Annotated in this window: 16 protein-coding genes and 1 pseudogene; 13 read left to right on the top strand and 4 right to left on the bottom strand. The window is 50.2% G+C overall.

Annotated elements, in window-relative coordinates; translation table 11 throughout:
* Window positions 1-715 (bottom strand): aconitase family protein (locus WG8_RS27910; RefSeq protein ID WP_007428790.1); only part of this gene is annotated, 715 nt, incomplete at its 3' end.
* A 424-nt stretch (window positions 716-1,139) separates the two neighbouring features.
* Here WG8_RS27910 and WG8_RS03885 point away from each other — a divergent pair.
* The 13 genes from WG8_RS03885 to WG8_RS03945 all read left to right on the top strand — a co-directional run bounded on the left by WG8_RS03885 (window position 1,140) and on the right by WG8_RS03945 (window position 14,688).
* A complete protein-coding gene (locus WG8_RS03885; protein WP_007428791.1) occupies window positions 1,140-2,135 on the top strand; it encodes an amidase domain-containing protein in 996 nt (331 codons plus the stop codon).
* Window positions 2,136-2,207: 72 nt separating this feature from the next.
* Window positions 2,208-3,296 carry a D-alanine--D-alanine ligase gene (locus WG8_RS03890; protein ID WP_007428792.1) on the top strand — a complete coding sequence of 363 codons (1,089 nt, stop codon included), beginning with the start codon at window positions 2,208-2,210 and terminating at the stop codon, window positions 3,294-3,296.
* Window positions 3,297-3,362: 66 nt separating this feature from the next.
* Window positions 3,363-3,686: a hypothetical protein gene (locus tag WG8_RS03895; RefSeq protein ID WP_007428793.1), complete on the top strand. Its 324-nt coding sequence runs from the start codon at window positions 3,363-3,365 to the stop codon at window positions 3,684-3,686.
* A gap of 306 nt (window positions 3,687-3,992) precedes the next feature.
* On the top strand, window positions 3,993-4,859 hold the full coding sequence (locus WG8_RS03900; protein ID WP_007428794.1) for an inositol monophosphatase family protein: 867 nt from the start codon (window positions 3,993-3,995) through the stop codon (window positions 4,857-4,859).
* Between the two features lie 30 nt (window positions 4,860-4,889).
* The gene (locus WG8_RS03905) at window positions 4,890-5,132 is read left to right on the top strand and encodes a hypothetical protein (RefSeq protein WP_007428795.1); all 243 of its coding nucleotides are present in this window, start codon (window positions 4,890-4,892) and stop codon (window positions 5,130-5,132) included.
* Between the two features lie 76 nt (window positions 5,133-5,208).
* A complete protein-coding gene (locus WG8_RS03910) occupies window positions 5,209-6,987 on the top strand; it encodes a sensor histidine kinase (protein ID WP_007428796.1) in 1,779 nt (592 codons plus the stop codon).
* Window positions 6,965-8,524 (top strand): response regulator transcription factor, encoded by a 1,560-nt coding sequence (locus tag WG8_RS03915; protein ID WP_007428797.1) that lies wholly within the window; start codon window positions 6,965-6,967, stop codon window positions 8,522-8,524. The genes WG8_RS03910 and WG8_RS03915 overlap by 23 nt, the downstream gene beginning before the upstream one ends.
* Window positions 8,525-8,696: 172 nt before the next feature.
* Window positions 8,697-9,989: an ABC transporter substrate-binding protein gene (locus tag WG8_RS03920; RefSeq protein WP_007428798.1), complete on the top strand. Its 1,293-nt coding sequence runs from the start codon at window positions 8,697-8,699 to the stop codon at window positions 9,987-9,989.
* 232 nt (window positions 9,990-10,221) lie between these two features.
* The gene (locus tag WG8_RS03925; protein ID WP_007428799.1) at window positions 10,222-11,130 is read left to right on the top strand and encodes a carbohydrate ABC transporter permease; all 909 of its coding nucleotides are present in this window, start codon (window positions 10,222-10,224) and stop codon (window positions 11,128-11,130) included.
* Between the two features lie 5 nt (window positions 11,131-11,135).
* Window positions 11,136-11,975: a carbohydrate ABC transporter permease gene (locus WG8_RS03930; RefSeq protein ID WP_007428800.1), complete on the top strand. Its 840-nt coding sequence runs from the start codon at window positions 11,136-11,138 to the stop codon at window positions 11,973-11,975.
* Window positions 11,976-12,003: 28 nt separating this feature from the next.
* Window positions 12,004-13,122 carry a rhamnogalacturonan acetylesterase gene (locus tag WG8_RS03935; RefSeq protein WP_007428801.1) on the top strand — a complete coding sequence of 373 codons (1,119 nt, stop codon included), beginning with the start codon at window positions 12,004-12,006 and terminating at the stop codon, window positions 13,120-13,122.
* Between the two features lie 73 nt (window positions 13,123-13,195).
* Complete coding sequence (locus WG8_RS03940) at window positions 13,196-14,230, top strand: glycoside hydrolase family 88/105 protein (protein ID WP_043890763.1); 1,035 nt, start codon at window positions 13,196-13,198, stop codon at window positions 14,228-14,230.
* 47 nt (window positions 14,231-14,277) lie between these two features.
* Entirely contained in the window at window positions 14,278-14,688 is a 411-nt protein-coding gene (locus WG8_RS03945; RefSeq protein WP_007428803.1) for a sensory rhodopsin transducer, read from the top strand.
* A gap of 169 nt (window positions 14,689-14,857) precedes the next feature.
* On the opposite strand, the gene WG8_RS03950 is transcribed toward WG8_RS03945, so the two are convergent.
* The 3 genes and pseudogenes from WG8_RS03950 to WG8_RS27915 all read right to left on the bottom strand — a co-directional run.
* Entirely contained in the window at window positions 14,858-15,004 is a 147-nt protein-coding gene (locus tag WG8_RS03950; protein WP_007428804.1) for a hypothetical protein, read from the bottom strand.
* A gap of 100 nt (window positions 15,005-15,104) precedes the next feature.
* Window positions 15,105-16,052: a DMT family transporter gene (locus WG8_RS03955; protein ID WP_007428805.1), complete on the bottom strand. Its 948-nt coding sequence runs from the start codon at window positions 16,050-16,052 to the stop codon at window positions 15,105-15,107.
* A 208-nt stretch (window positions 16,053-16,260) separates the two neighbouring features.
* Window positions 16,261-16,706 (bottom strand): annotated as a pseudogene (locus WG8_RS27915) (aspartate aminotransferase family protein); the annotation flags it as partial.

A 16,706-nucleotide genomic window follows, 5' to 3' on the forward strand; every position in this document is an offset into this window, starting at 1 on the left:
GCATACCTGCCTCTGCCTCAATACCGCCGACGCCCCAGCCTACAACGCCAAGTCCGTTAATCATCGTAGTATGGGAGTCTGTTCCCACGAGGGAATCCGGGAAAACGACCGTCTCGCCGTCAATGGTTTTGGTGGCGGCTACGGATGCGAGATACTCCAGATTGACCTGATGGACGATACCGGTAGACGGCGGCACGGCGCGGAAGTTGTTGAACGCCGTTTGAGCCCAGCGCAGAAAACGGTACCGCTCCTCGTTACGCTCAAACTCTACATTAATGTTGTAGTCCAGCGCGTCACTGGAACCAAAAGCATCAACCATAACCGAGTGGTCGATGACGAGATCGACCGGGACGAGCGGGTTGATTTGTTTTGGATCGCCGCCTGCTTTTTTTACGGTATCGCGCATGGCTGCCAAATCGACAACCACTGGAACACCCGTAAAATCCTGGAGCACGATGCGTGCCGGGATGAATGGGATTTCCTTGTTGGTGTCACGATCCTCGGCCCAGCCTGTCAGCTGCTGTACATGCTCCTCTGTAATGGCGCGTCCGTCAAATTGACGAACCGCGGCTTCCAGCAACACTTTAATGGAGAAGGGCAGCTTGGCAACACCGCTTTTTCCTTGTTCCTCCAACGCCTTGAGACTGTAATAGCGATAAGGCTTGCCGTTAACTTCGAGACTGCGGGCAATGGAGAATTGATCTTTTCCTGACATAGGTATTACCTCCTTGAAGTGAATGCTTGTGGGGTGAATAGGAATGTCGTTTTTTTCGATGTCTTGCACGGTTGGTTTAAATTGGTTGCGTTCTCAATTTCATCTTCAGTGATTCATTGCGTGTTAAAGATTGAGATGAATGAAATTTGTTTCATTAGATGAAACTTGATTTCAAAATGATTGCTTTTGAATTCAGTATACCGTTTTCAGGCGGTTCCGTAAAGTTTTTTTGGCCTAAATTATATGTTTGCAGACTGGAAAATAAAACGTTCCACTTCCTCGTGTTTCGATGTTCATACCAAGCTTTAGAGATTCATACTTATAGATAGAGTGCATATCAGTCCAGAGAGGGAAAAAAGGAAGTTATACATCATCTCGGCTATTGGCGGAGAAGGGTAGCGGGACGAATACAGGAGGGATAGGGATGGGGGAGCGGGAATGGAAACAGGCTCTTTTTGCATACGTGAATCAGTACAATCGCAGTGAGGTGAATGGGGGACCGCAACCGGATGAATATCTGGAGGTGGATCAGCGGATGGAACGGGCGGCGCGTGCGGCCAGATTGGAGCAGTGGTATAACGAACGGGATGCTGTTCCCTTGCGCAGCGAGACTCGAGCCAAGCCGTTGCGGATTGTGCAGGATACCTCGGATGAGGCCGTAATAGACGTACAATTGCATGTCCGGCTCTTTTATGAGAAGGGCGGGATGACCCACCGGGAGGATCGAATTGAACAGGAGCGGCTGACGTTCACGCGTGAGGGAGAAGCCTGGCAGGTGACGAGAATCGAGCGCGATCCGGCAGAAAGGAAGCCTGCGGGGGGAGAAGTACCTTTTGAACAGGCGTCGTTTAATCAAGGGGGGAGTCTGCCGCTGCTGAATCGCGGAGTACTGGGCTTTGGCACATCGGCACGTCCCAGCCGATATCGGCGCGAGGAATCGGCGGCCTATGCAGATCAGTGGTGGGATAGCTTCAACCCGGAGTTTGAAGGTTTCGATGTGGATTGCACCAATTATATCTCGCAATGCCTCTTTGCAGGGGGCGCACCGATCCACTATACTGGTAAAAGAGAATCGGGCTGGTGGTACAAAGGACGGGTCGCCGGACGTGAGCTGTGGAGTTATAGCTGGGCGGTTTCCAACAGCCTGGAGCGGTTTTTGGGCTCAAGCTCGTGGGGCTTGACCGCTGAACAGGTGAGCCGTCCGGAGCAGCTTATGCTGGGAGACGTCATTTTTTACGATTGGGACGGTGACGGAACCTTTCAGCACAGCACGATCGTAACGGCCTTTGATGCGGGTGGCATGCCGCTGGTCAATGCACATACGGTAAGCTCCAGACATCGTTATTGGGACTACAAAAATTCGTATGCATGGACGGATAGCACGGTATATCGCTTTTATCATATCGCCGACTATTTTTAAAAGAGATGATGAATAACAGGTACAGGGATGCACATCAGGCACAATGACGAAAGCAGGAAAGCGGAGGATAGCATGGCAAAACAAAAATTAACCGTAGGGCTGGTGTACGGTGGCAAATCAGGCGAACATGAGGTTTCGCTGCAAACGGCGTATGCGGTAATGAACGCGTTTAATTATGAGAAATACGAGATTATTCCTTTTTATATTACAAAGGCTGGCGATTGGCGCAGAGGGCCGCTGCTGAGCGCACCTTTGGCTTCATTGGAGCAATTGAAGCTGGAACGTGCAGAGGGCGGCACCAAAGCGGCACTGGATACGTTGTTCGGCAAGCTGTACGGAGAGCAGACGCTGGATGTGCTGTTTCCGCTGCTGCATGGCACCTTTGGCGAGGACGGAACGATTCAGGGTCTATTCGAAATGGCGGATATGCCTTATGTCGGTGCAGGAGTGCTGGCTTCCGCCGCAGGGATGGACAAAGGCGTCATGAAGAAGCTGTTTGAGCATGCAGGCTTGCCGCAAGTGAAATACTGTTATTTTAATAGTACACAGTGGGCACAAACCAGTCATGATCTGGTGCGCAGCATCGAAACGGAGCTTGGCTATCCGTGCTTTGTCAAACCGGCGAATCTGGGATCAAGTGTCGGCATTTCCAAAGCCAGTAACCGGGAAGAGCTGGAGAAATCTGTAGAGCTGGCTTTGCAATTTGACCTGAAGGTGATTGTGGAGGAGTACGTGGATGCGCGTGAGATCGAGGTCAGCGTGCTTGGCAACGACGAGCCGATTGCTTCCGTACCGGGTGAAATTGTATCGTCCAGCGATTACTATGATTATGCTGCCAAATATACGGACGGCCAATCGGAAATGCTCATTCCGGCACCGCTCGACGAGGAAGTGGCAGATCGTATTCGCGAGGCCGCCCTACAAGCATTCCGGGCTCTGGAGGGCTGTGGGATTTCCCGAGCCGATTTCTTTGTCAGACGCTCAGATGGACATATTTTGATCAATGAAGTGAACACCATGCCGGGCTTTACACCGTTCAGCATGTATCCATTGTTGTGGAGAGAAACTGGAGTATCCTACCAAAGCTTGCTGGATCGCATGATTGCACTTGCACTGGAGCGTTATGAACGCAGGTCTGCACTTCACTACGAGAACTCATAAAACGAAACAAAGGGGAGCTGATCACTCTCCTTTTTGTTCATATGTATGGAAAGGGGGCAGCTAAACATGGGCTTTCAAACTGAATTTAACTCGGTGTGTAAATTCAAGAGCGAACAGGAGCTTTACGAACTGCTGGAATACGGACGCGGCAAAATGGTTAAATCCGGTCTGCGCGTGTTCCCGACAGGCCAGAAGGTGATCGCTTACAGCGTGGACAATGTGGCAGTAGCCATCGTACAGATTGTGGGCTGTATCGCTGAAATCAATTTTCAGGGCGACGAAGTGACCGAGGTTGAAATGATCCTTATTCGCAAGTTGAATGAAGAGGAATCGAGAATCCAGACCGCCTTGGCGGATGAAATGTTTTTTGGAGCGCAGCAGCAATCTTAGTGGCGCTTTCCTGCAATATATGCAATGTCACTGAATCAGCAGATGCTTTTCCGGGTATGATCAGTAGAAAAGGGCTTTAGGTGACAGGGTTAAAGTGTTGAATGGGGCATCCGTGGAAATTGCGCCTTAGGGTGTAGGATTTTTGCGGATAAAGTTCCCAAATAGAGAAACTTTATGAAACCTATTGTGTATACTAGATTGTGCAAACTAGCAAAGTTGTACTTTTAACAAAGATGGTTAAGAGACTGTGCTGTATGGCAGCCTCGTCAACCACGTAACAATGATATAGAAAGTAGAGTGAACACGTTGAACGAACATGAAAACGAAAAGGTTCCCTATATCGTATCAGGAAAAAGCTATACCGCCGTGGCTATTAACGCGGCATCTAAAGCTGGGGAATGGATTAAGAGCAGACTGGGAACGGTTGAACAATTGAACACCAAGCAATCTTCTGCGGATCTGGTAACCGAGGTGGATAAAGGTGCAGAGCAGATGATCCGCAGGCTGATCCTCACCCATTTCCCCGATCATGCCATTTTGGGTGAAGAGGGCGTGGAGCCGGGGGCTGAGGCTTCGGCTCGCGCATTAGAGGCTGCCCGTGAAGAGGAATACTTATGGATTATTGATCCAGTAGATGGCACCACTAATTTTGTGCACAGTCTGCCGTTCTACAGCGTGTCGATTGCCTTGGCCCACCGTGGAGAGGTGATTGTCGGCGTCATTTATGATCCGTCCCGCGATGAAATGTTCGTGGCGGAAAAAGGAAAAGGCGCCTATGTTCATGGCAATCGGATGCAGGCATCAAGAGAGGAAACACTGGGAGATAGTCTGGTGTGCATCGGCTTCCCACCGGATCGTGCGTATGCACAGCCGCTGAATATGAAAATTACGCAGGTGCTTACACCGCAGGTACGAGGCATTCGGGCGCTCGGCTCGGCAGCCCTGCATCTGGCTTATGTGGCGTCGGGACGGCTGTCAGCCTATTGCGAAATCGGTTTGAATGCCTGGGATGTGGCAGCAGGCGCTTTGCTGGTACAGGAATCGGGTGGAACGATCACAGATACGCTGGGCAGACCTTATGATTTGAGCGTGCGGCATATTGCAGCTACGAATACAGCTATTCATTCCCAACTTATTCAAGTGCTGAAAGAAGCAGATGCAACCGGGTTATAATACACCTAAATCGCTGAAGGAGGAAGGATGATGGGCCGATCCGAGGATTTGGAGCGTGAGCTCAGTGAATTGCTGACAGAAGGCGAAATTCGTGAGAATGAGGCCAAAAAACGGGAACGGCTCAGCCCTAAATATGAGGTGCGGATTCAAACGCATATCGATCCCATTGTCGAGGAGACCCGCAAATACCGCAGTATGGCACGGGAACTGGACGACCGATACGATGAATATATGAGAAAGGCGAACCAATCGGACCCCTCCGACCAGCGCTAAGCAAACACAAATACCTCTTGCCGAATGACCCAGGCATGGGGTATTTTGTATGTTATAAAGGAGGCGATACTTACGGATGACCTATTTTAAGAGCGCTTACAAAAATGCTGGAATTCATCATAAAATGATTCTATTAATCATAGTGCTCATGCTGGTCAATTTTGCGGTTTTTGCAGTCATCCTAAAATACGTATTTCATATTTACGATAATCAAATGTATAAAAAAACATCAGAAGTATTGAATATTTCTTCGATTGGCATTGAAAATGAGCTAAGGGATGTTGAAAAGATTACTTTTAAGGTGACGACGGATGAGCAGCTTCAGCGTTATTTGCTGCAATTGGAAAGTGAAACCTCGCCTTATACCAAAATGGTGCTGCGTAAAAAAATAACGAACAGGCTTGTCGCCTTCGCTGGCTCCGAAACCTATGTCTATTCTATGATGGTGATCGACAAAGAGGGGCAGGTCATGAGTGCGGGCAACCGTGAAGGAATTCCCCCAGAGCTTCGGTCCACCCTGTCGGAGCTGGCGGCTGAATATAACGGTTCCAACGCATGGTATGTAGCAGGTCACTCCTCCTTGCTGGCAGCGCGCCAGTTCAAATCCTTTACAGATACCAATTTTACGTTAAAAGGGCTCGGAACGCTTGCAATTCGTGTGCGGATTGACCGGATTGTAGCAGATCGTGTGCAGACCTCAGGCCGTGATGGACAGCTGATGATTACAGATGGCAAGCAGATGATTTATCCCGAAGCACCGCTTTTGAGTGAGAGCGATATGCAGGCCGAGCTTGCGCGCAAGCAGCCTTACGGCATTGCGACCTACACAGGTGGGACCTTTTTTGCAGCTCAAACCAAATCCTCTTATACGGGCTGGACATATTTGCATATGACCCCCTTTGATGATATGTTTCGCAGCATTACGATAATCAAAGAAATTGTAAGCGCAATTTTTGTCATTATGTTGCTGATTGCGCTGGCGCTGGGAGCCCGGTTATCCGGCAGCATTACCAGGCCGATCGTTCAACTCATCCAGAACATGCGCAAAATTGAAAAAGGCGATCTTGACCGTCTGGAAGAGGAAGCACTCGGTGCGGTTCCCCTTTCCACCCAGGATGAGGTGGGTTTGCTACATCGAACGTACAAAAAGATGATCCGCCGCATCCGTGAGCTCATTAATGAGAATGTTGCCAAGCAGCTATTGCTGCGGGAAACGGAGCTCAAGGCGCTCCAGGCACAGATTAATCCGCATTTTCTATACAATACATTAGAGTCTGTGAACTGGCTCGCCAAGGCCAATAAGCAGGATCGCATCTCGGAAATGGTGGAGGCGCTTGCCTTTCTGCTGCGCAGTGCGGTCAGCTCTGAAGAACAGCTCATCCCACTTCGCAAAGAACTGGATATCGTGAGGAGCTATGTCACGATTCAAAAAACGCGCTTCGATGAGCGGCTTGTTTTCCATCTGGATGTGCCAGAGGAGCTGATGGATGCGCAAATCCCGAAGCTGACGCTTCAGCCCTTGGTGGAGAATGCAATCCATTACGCACTGGAGCCGCAAATTGAGCCGTGCCGGATTTCTATTGTTGCCAGAGTGAGGGAAGGTGCGCTTTTCCTGCGGGTGGAGGATGACGGACCAGGAATGACGCAGGATTTTTTGGAAAAGCTGCGAAGCGGGCAGGTCACGACCCGTGGACAGGGCATTGGCCTTACCAATATTCAGGAACGGATTAACCTGACCTTTGGCACTCCATGGGGGATAGAGCTGCACAGCGAGTCAGGAACAGGAACGTCGATTCATGTCTGTATTCCATATGTGAAAGGGGAACAGGGGCATGTACAAGGTGCTGCTGGTTGATGATGAGCGTGTGATTTTGGAAGGCATATCACAGGTGGTGGATTGGAGCAAAGCAGGGACGCAACTAGTGGGTACGGCTCGAAACGGGATTGAGGCTTATGATCAGATTCAGGCCAGTCCGCCTGATTTTGTGATTAGCGACATCTCTATGCCAGGTTTGGATGGCATCGGGTTGGTTGCCAAAACGACGGAGCATTTTCCAGACGTTCGGTTCATTCTGTTGTCCGGCTATAAAGATTTCGACTATGCTTGTCGGGCTATGCAATATGGGGTAAAGCACTATTTATTGAAGCCCTGCAATGAGCGGCAAATCCATGAGGCGCTGACCGAGCTGGGGCAGGAGAGGGAGGAGCAGGAGGAACGCAAGCAGTTTGTGAACCGGATGAAGCTTGATTTTCAGCGTATGCTGCCTCATGTGAAGGAACACTTTTTAAAGGAGTTCATTTCGTATAAAACCTACGGAAGCCGTGATATCGCCTTTTATGAGCGGTTATTCGGACTGGAGCTGCAGAATAAGCAGGTGCGAATGCTGCTGCTGCGGGTAGAGGAATCCCATGAGCCGGAGCATCTGTTTGCGCTGCAAAATATTGCAGCAGATTTAATGGAGCATGTCCTGCTCGGTACGACCATGCAAGGCCAACTGCTCATCGTGCTGGAAAGCGGGCATGATACGTCCAGGCTTATGGACCAGATCGACGCGGTACGTGCAACGTTTCGTCGTTTTTACAAGCTGGAGGTAACGGTTGCGGTTAGCGAGTCGGACAGTATGCAGCATTCGCGGGGGATGTACCGGGAGACATTGCACTGTATGAATCATCGTTTTTACACCGGGGAGGGCAGCTTGATTACGAAGGAAGATTTGGCGACCGAGGACCCACGGGAGATGGCAGATTTGGAGCTGGACGAGGAAAAATTTGGTCTGCTGATCAAAGCGGGAAATACGGAGGAGGTTGCCAGGGAAGTGGATCGGTTGTTCGGCATCCTGTCCCGTATGAAACTGGAAATTTCCATGACCCGTTCTTATGTGCTTCAGCTATATGCCGCCATGATCCGTATATGCCCTGAAGAGGAGCGTTCCGAGTTTACGAGCCGAATGGCCGTGCTGGCAGAGCAAAAAACACTTGCTGCTCTTAAATCCTTTGTGCAGGAGACCGCCGGACGAATGACCGCAATCTACTATAAGAGCAATGTGTGTCGCCAATCCTCCACCGTGGATAAAATGATCACCATTATTGAGCAGAACTATCGAAAATCCGACTTGTCACTAAACGGAGTGGCCGGGCAAATGCTGTATATGAATTCCGACTACCTGGGGAAAATTTTCAAAAAGGTAACGGGTGAAAACTTTTCGCATTACGTGAATCGTTACCGAATCGAACGCGCAGCCGAGCATATCCGGGAGACGGGAGACGTCAAGGTGTTTGAGCTGGCGGAATGGTTCGGCTTTGGCGGGAACGCCCAATATTTTAGCCAGGTGTTCAAAAAATGGGCGGGTATGACGCCATCCGAGTACATTAAATCACACGAACGGGGATGAGTGCTAAACCCCCTCTGATTTTTAAACCTCGAAATCTGATTTGTGTATTCCAATGCTGCTCTGCTTTTGGGAAAATAACAGCAGGAGCCAATGTAAACGCTATCAAAAGGCGTAATTACGTTGTCACTTGTAACATAGCTCCTTTCTAGAACAGCGAAAAGGGGAGAGATAAGTGGGCAAAAAGGGATGGTTTCTGATCATGGCAATGCTGCTCGTTTTGACGACAGCATGCAGCGGAGCGGACAGCGGCAGCAATTCGGGGGCAAGTGCAGACAGTAAGGTAAAGTTGCGGATTGCTTGGTGGGGATCAGATACCCGTCATGAATACACGCAGAAGGTAATTGATTTGTATAAGCAAAAAAATCCGAATGTGACGATTGATGTGGAATATGCCTCTTTTGATGACTATTGGAAAAAGCTCGCCCCGCAGGCGGCAGCAAACCAGCTGCCGGATATCGTGCAGATGGACATCTCATACATTAGCCAGTATGCGAAGAACGGACAGCTGGAGGATATGGCGCCTTACTTGAATCAGAAAATTCAGGTCGCTGACGTGAACGAAAATGTACTCAAAACCGGCATCATAGCCGGAAAACAATATGGTATTCCGACAGGTGTCAATGTGCTGGGCTTCCAGTATGACCCGGCCCTGCTGAAAAAAGCGGGCATAGACAAAATTCCTGACAACTGGACATGGGATCAATACAAAGAACTAGCCTTGAAGGCAGGTTCCAATAAAGTTTACTTTGACAGCTCCATGGCTGCCGATATTTTCTTCCACTACTATTTGCGGACACATGGAAAGTCTCTCTACAATGCGGAAGGAACAGGATTGGGGTATGACGACGATAAGCTGTTTGTTGACTTCTTCGGCGGATTGGCTGAGTTGATTAAGAAGGGGGCGACTCCGCCTCCCGAAATCATGAACCAGACCAAGGGGATTCTTGAGGAATCCGATCTCGTTAAAGGAACAGGCATTGGCATTTGGCAGTGGTCCAATCAGTATGTAGGCTTACAGCAGGTCGTTAACCGTCCGATGGCGCTGGCTCCGATGTTCGGGCCGAATATGGAAAAAGGCATATACATGCAGCCTACGATGTACTGGACGGTTGCTGCCCGTTCACAGGTAAAGGATGAGGCCGCCAAGTTTATTGATTTCTGGATGAACGATGTAGAAGCGAATAAATTGATTAAGGGCGAGCGGGGCGTACCGATTTCCGCCAAAATCAAGGAAGCTGTAGCGCCTGAATTGAGCGAGGCTGCGAAGCAGGTGTTTGATTTTGTGGCTTCCATGGAGCCAAAGGCTTCTCCAATGAGCCCACCGCCGCCAGTCGGATCACCGGAAGTGATTGCGACCCTGACCGATTATATTGAGCAGGTCAATTTTGGTCAAATGACAGCGGCGGATGCAGCGGTCAAATTCCGAACTGATGCGAATACTATTCTTGCGAATAACAAGCAGTAATTCGTGTAATAGCTTTCTAGGCTGCTGACCCGTTATGACATAGGGCGAAGGCCCGTTTCGTTAAGTTAACCGTGCGTAGTGATAGCATGATTGCGCACGGTTAACACGACGAACAAGTCGTAGAAGCCGTAGAAGCTTCCTTTGCACACATCATAATATAATGCGTATAACAACGATATAATAACACTATAAAATTTTGTTAATTGGTAAAATGCAACAGAAGGGAGGCTTGATGAGCTTGCGAAACCATCAGAGCTTGAGAGCTAATATGACCGGATATGCGTTCATCAGCCCGTTTATTGTGGGCTTTCTGGCGTTTACATTAATTCCGATGTTTATTTCGCTGTATCTGTCCTTTACAACCTACAATCTGTTCACCCCGCCCAAATGGATTGGTCTGGGGAACTTCGAAAAAATGTTCACAGGCGACCCGAAATACTGGAATTCGATCAGGGTCACATTTACGTATGTGTTGGTCGGTGTGCCGCTGCGGCTGATATTCGCCCTGTTTGTGGCTATGATTTTGAATACCAAATCGCGTATGGTTGGCACCTATCGGACAATGTACTATCTGCCGTCCATTATCGGGGGCAGCGTTGCGGTGTCTATCATGTGGCGCAACATTTTCAGCAATGACGGCATTGTTAACAGCTTGCTGTCAGCCTTGGGGGCAACCCCGGTGAAATGGTTTGGTGATCCGAATGCTTCGCTTACGATGCTGATCACCTTGTCTGTATGGCAATTTGGCTCCTCCATGCTTATTTTTCTGGCCGGATTGAAGAATATTTCGGTTGAAATGTACGAGGCGTCCAGCGTGGACGGCGCATCGCCAGTACGAAAATTTTTCAGTATCACGCTCCCTCTGCTTAGTCCAATTATTTTATTTAACCTGATTATGCAGACCATTAGCGCCTTTATGACCTTTGTTCCAGCCTACGTTATTTCAAAGGGCGAGGGCGGCCCAATGGATGGGACGATGCTGCATTCGCTGTATTTGTTCCGACAGGCGTTTATGTTCAGCAATATGGGATATGCGGCGGCTATGGCCTGGGTCATGCTCATTATGATTGCGATACTGACAGCGATTTTATTTTTAACCTCCAGATACTGGGTATTCTATGAAACGGAAAAGGGGCGCTGATACCGATGGCATGGAAAACGTTCAAATGGCCGATCTATCACATTCTGGTCGCTGCGCTGGCGCTCCTGATGCTGTATCCCGTATTTTGGATGCTGTTCAGCTCGTTCAAGGAGAGCCGGACGATATTCGTCACGGCAGATTCTCTTTTCCCTACAGAATGGATTTGGCAAAACTATGTGACAGGCTGGAAGGGCACAAGCGGATACAGCTTTGGCACGTACATTTTGAATTCGCTCACGATTGTCGTGATTGCCACGATTGGAGCCGTGATTTCCTCCTCATTAATTGCATTTGGCTTCGCACGTTTGAAATTCAAAGGGCGTAACTTCTGGTTTGCGTTGATGATGATGACGCTGATGCTGCCCGGAGATGTGGTACTGGTACCGCAATATATTATTTTCACCAAGCTCGGCTGGGTCAATACGATTTTGCCGCTGGTGGTGCCGTCGTTTTTCGGGATGCCATTCTTCATCTTCCTGATGGTTCAGTTTATCCGAACGATACCGGCGGAGCTGGATGAAGCGGCGACGATTGACGGATGCGGCAAATTCAGGCTATATTTCCGCATTATTTTGCCATTGCTCAAATCCTCGCTGGCTACGGCGGCTATCTTCTCCTTCTACTGGAAGTGGGAGGATCTGCTGGGCCCGGTACTGTATCTGAATTCGCCGGAGAAATATACCGTATCGATTGCGCTCAAAATGTTTCTCGACAGCGAGTCGGCCTCCAACTGGGGTGGAATGTTCGCCATGTCCATTTTGAGCCTGGTGCCGGTTATCGCTGTATTCTTTGCCTTCCAGAAGCAAATTGTAGAAGGAATGAGTACGAGTGGCTTGAAGGGGTAAAGCTCAAGCTGCGAAGGAGGTGAGTGGCATGTGGAAGTTTGATTTTGGTCCGGGGGAGCCTGCTGCTGGCTACAAGGGGGTATCCCCGGCTTGCTTCTATACTGCCGAATTGGGGTACGGCTTCGAGGCTACAGGGCAGGTGTACGGACGACAAAGGCGAACTTCTGCGCCTGCGAAGGATGCGCACACACGGCTGCGAAGCAGCTTTTGCATTCCGCTGAACGCTGCATTTGTCGCAGATGTGCCGGACGGGGTGTACCTCGTCTATGCACTGCTCGGCGATCCGCTTGCGGAAACGCTCACGCGGCTCAAGGCTGGCGAGGGCAAGCACATGCTGCCCCCGGTCCACACGCTGCCAGGCCAGCTCGCAGAGGCCTGGTTTGCGGTGCCTGTCCGGGGCGGTCAGCTGCGTCTCGCCATATCGGGCACCGCGCCGCGGCTCAATGCGCTGGAGATTACGCCAGCGCCACAGACCCTCCGGCTATTTCTGGCCGGAGATTCCACCGTTACGGATCAGGACGCGTCCGGCTATCCGTATACAGGCTGGGGCCAGGCTTTGCCAGCCCTGTTCAAGCATGATGTCTGTGTGGATAATCATGCTGTATCCGGGCGAAGCTCCAAAAGCTTTGCGGATGAAGTACGGCTGGATGCCATTGTGGGCGAAATGAAGGCAGGGGACTTCCTGTTCATCCAGTTTGGTCATAATGATGAGAAGCCTGATCCGGTGCGGGCTACAGAGCCTTTTACAACCTATAAGGAGCATCTGCGCCTGTATATCGATGGAGCGAGAAGCAAGGGGGGAACCCCGGTGCTGATTACACCTGTACATCGTCGCTATTTCAACAAGGATGGTACGCTGTCCGACACCCATGGCGACTATATTACGGCGGTTCGCGAGTTGGCGGAAGAAGCGGACGTGCCGCTGATTGATTTGTCTGCCCGCACGCAGGAGTTATATGAAGGGCTGGGTCCCGAAGAAAGCAAGGAATTGTTTATGTGGCTGCTGCCCGGAGAATACATGAACTTTTCCGGCGGCCTGGAGGATAATACGCATTTTCATGAGAATGGCGCGGTCCGGATTGCAGATATGGTGGCGGAGGCAGTGAAGGAACTGGATTTGCAACCGCTGCGCATGTACTTACGTTGACCGATGGACTTTTCTGGAACAGGTGGCAAGGAGGGCAACTAACGTGAAGCTTACCGAAGGAGGAGACGAGGAAATGCCAGCATTGATTTATGATGAGGAACAAATTAAACAGGTGATCGACCGGGTCGTGGAACGCACGTTTCAAATGGACTATAGCTGGGATTGGCCGGGTGGGGTAGCCTTTTACGGTGTATGTGAAGCCTATGAAGCGACAGGGAACGAAAAGTATCTGACCAGGCTGAGAGAATGGGTTGACGAAAATATTGAGGATGGACTTCCACCTCTGTCGGTGAACGGCGTATCGATCGGACACTGCTTGTTGACACTGCATCAGGCCACAGGAGAGCAAAAATACCTGGATATTGCCATCGAGATGGCAGAGTTTCTGGCAAAAAAAGCCGAACGGTTCGCCGACGGCATTTTCCAGCATACGGTGAATTCACTTCACGACGTATTTCCGCAGCAGGCGTGGGTGGATACGATGTTTATGGCAGGCTTTTATTTGCTGCGCATCGGTCATCTGCTGGATAACAAGGAATATTGGGAGGACGGTATCCGGCAATATCACGGGCATGAGGAATTTTTGCAGGACCCGGATACGAATTTGTATTATCATGGCTGGGATCATGCGAATCAGAGCAGGATGTCAGGCATATACTGGGCACGCGGCAATTCATGGGCAGCCCTCACGATGGCCAAGGCGCTAAAATATGTAGAGGTTCAGCATCCATCCTATATGATCATCGACGGCTCACTGCGTGACCAGCTCAGTGCGTTGGTGCGGCTGCAATCCCCGGAAGGACTGTGGCATACAGTGCTGAATGATGATACCTCTTATCTGGAAACCTCCGGCTCTGCAGGGATTGCGACGGCCTTGCTTATGCGGGGACGATTGTTTAACAAATACTCGCAAAAGGCGATCGACGGCATCCTTTCCCGGATTAAGGAGGACGGCACAGTGACGGGCGTATCCGCAGGAACGGCTATAATGAACGATATTGACGGCTATCGCAATGTACCCTACAAACGCATTCAGGGTTGGGGGCAGGGATTGGCGCTCGCTTTTCTGGCCCAATTGCTGCGTACCAAGGAGAACCCTTACGGGTAGAAGATTGTTGCTTGACCAAGCCATTTTGGTAAAAGGAGGCTGATCGTATGGGTGATACCGAACTTTCTCAGGACCTTCCTCAGGACAAAGTAAACCAGCCGCGGGGCAGCTTGTTCTGGGTCATCCCCGACGGATATATTCCACCGGAAAGTCGGGGAGAACTGGTCAGTCATGAGAGTATATGCGTGCTGAATTGTGAGAACCGTGCGGCAAAGCTGAGCATAGACATCTATTTTGAGGACCGCGAGCCGCTCGAGGGACTGATTGAGGTGGTGGAAGGAAGACGAACCCGCCATATCCGAACAGCCTCGCTGGAAAAGTCAGGCGAACGGATTCCGACAGGCATACCTTATGCGATTACGGTCACCAGCGATGTACCCGTAATCATTCAATACAGCAGGCTGGACACGACACAGCCGGAGCTGGCGTTAATGAGTGTGATCGCATACCCGGTCTAATCCGATACGTACTGTGTACTGTTAAAAAAGACATCTCCAGGCTACAGCAATTTCAAGCCTGGAGATGTCTTTTTTGCGAAGGGTAGAAGCATACTGGATAAATAGCCCACGCCGCCCTCATCGTGACACATATTTGCTCCGCCATACGAAGTAGCTATATCAGCGCATTTTAACGCCAAAAATAGCCAATCCCCATGGCATCACGTACCTCGCTCATCGTTTCCCTCGCCGTAATCCGGGCCTTTCGTGTACCCTCGATCAAAATTTCGTCGACATCTTCCATCCGTGCTGCAAAAGTATGACGTCGTTCACGCATGGGCTCCAGCAGCCTATTTACGGCCTGAGCCGCCAGTCTTTTGCAATCCGTACAGCCGATGGCTACTTTGGAGCACTGGTATATCTGTTTTCAGTCCATGTTAACGATTGGCAGAAGTGGTTTGACTGGGCGCGAAGCTTTTCCGTCCTCCAAAGTTGGTGCCCAGCACGCCGGCAATGATCATGATAGCGCCTATAATGTGATAGTAGGCAAGCTGCTCCTGCAAAATATAAGCACCTGCCAGCATGGAAATGAGTGTGGATAAATTACCAATCACACTCATTTTCGAGGCTTCGATCCACTTCAAGGCAAAGCTGGATAACAGCGAGGTGACGAGGGTAGACAGAATGCCCAGATAAGCCAGTGCCAGCCAATAATCAGGCTTTACCAGCGGAGCGGTATAAGCGCTCATGGAACCGTCTATGGCATGATACCCCAGAGCCGCCAGATTAAAAACGACACACCCCAAAATGGAGGTTACGTAGGTCAATTCCATCGGTCTGTACTTTTGTGTTAATGGACGAGCCAGCACGTTATAGCCGGATAGGCAAACGGCAGACAGCACAAGCAAAAGAATGCCGCCAAAGCTGTTGGACGCCAGGGGCGCTCCGCTTTTCATCACAAATATAAAAATTACGCCAAAGACGGAGAGCAGTAAAGATATCTTTTGCACCCCTGTTGTGCGCTCTTTAATGAAATAGGAGGCGAACAGCAGGGTGAAAATGGGAACGGTCGCTTGAATAATTCCGCCTTCCGATGAAGAAGTGCTCATCAGCCCAAAGGCCTGCAAGGGGAAATACACCAAAGGTGAAAGGAGCGCCAATGGTAAAATGCGTACAATATCACGCCGTGTGATGCTGATTTTGATCCACCCAAGCAGCACTGGAATCGTCAAAGCGATAAAAGACAGGGCAAAGCGGTGGGCGAGCACATCCATCGGGCTGGCCTCTGTGACGGTCAGCTTTACAAACAAAAATGAAAAGCCAAGTATAGCTGCATAGCTAAGAGCGGCCAAATAGGCTGCTCCATTTCTAGAATGACTGTACATAATGAACCTCCGTTATGATGATTTGACATCTATGGCTTTCTTAATATACCCGGACAGCATAGCGGGGTACAATCCATAAAATTCACAATTGTACGGGTACAGTTTGCATTATAAAAAAAGCCGGAACGTTGTCTCAAAGGTGGGCTACCCCGTCCTTAAGACAACTTCCGGCTCTATCGAATCCATATTTTATTGCTTACTAATCTGCTTATTTACCTTGTGACATGGCACGGAAGGAATCGTCCGCCGCTTCCAGCGTAGCATCCACATCTTCGTCCGTATGCGCTGTTGTGAGGAACCAGGCTTCGTATTTGGATGGTGCCAAATGAACACCGCAATCCAGCATGTGACGGAAGAAGGACGCGAACGCTTCGCCGTCTGTATCCTGCGCCTGAGCGTAATTCGTGATCGGATGATTGCAAAAATGCGTCGAGAACGCTCCCCGAATGCGGTTGATCGTCAATGGCACGCCGTAGCGGTCGGCGGAGGACTGAATACCGTCCGTCAGTCTCACGGCCAGACGTTCCATCTCTTCATACACGCCTTCCCCTTGAAGGACTTCAAGGCAGGCGATGCCTGACGAGATGGAGGCCGGGTTGCCGGCCATAGTACCGGCTTGATAAGCCGGGCCGAGTGGGGCAACCTGCTCCATGA

It is taken from the genome of Paenibacillus sp. Aloe-11 (genome assembly GCF_000245715.1).
GTDB classification, from domain to species: Bacteria; Bacillota; Bacilli; order Paenibacillales; family Paenibacillaceae; genus Paenibacillus; species Paenibacillus kribbensis.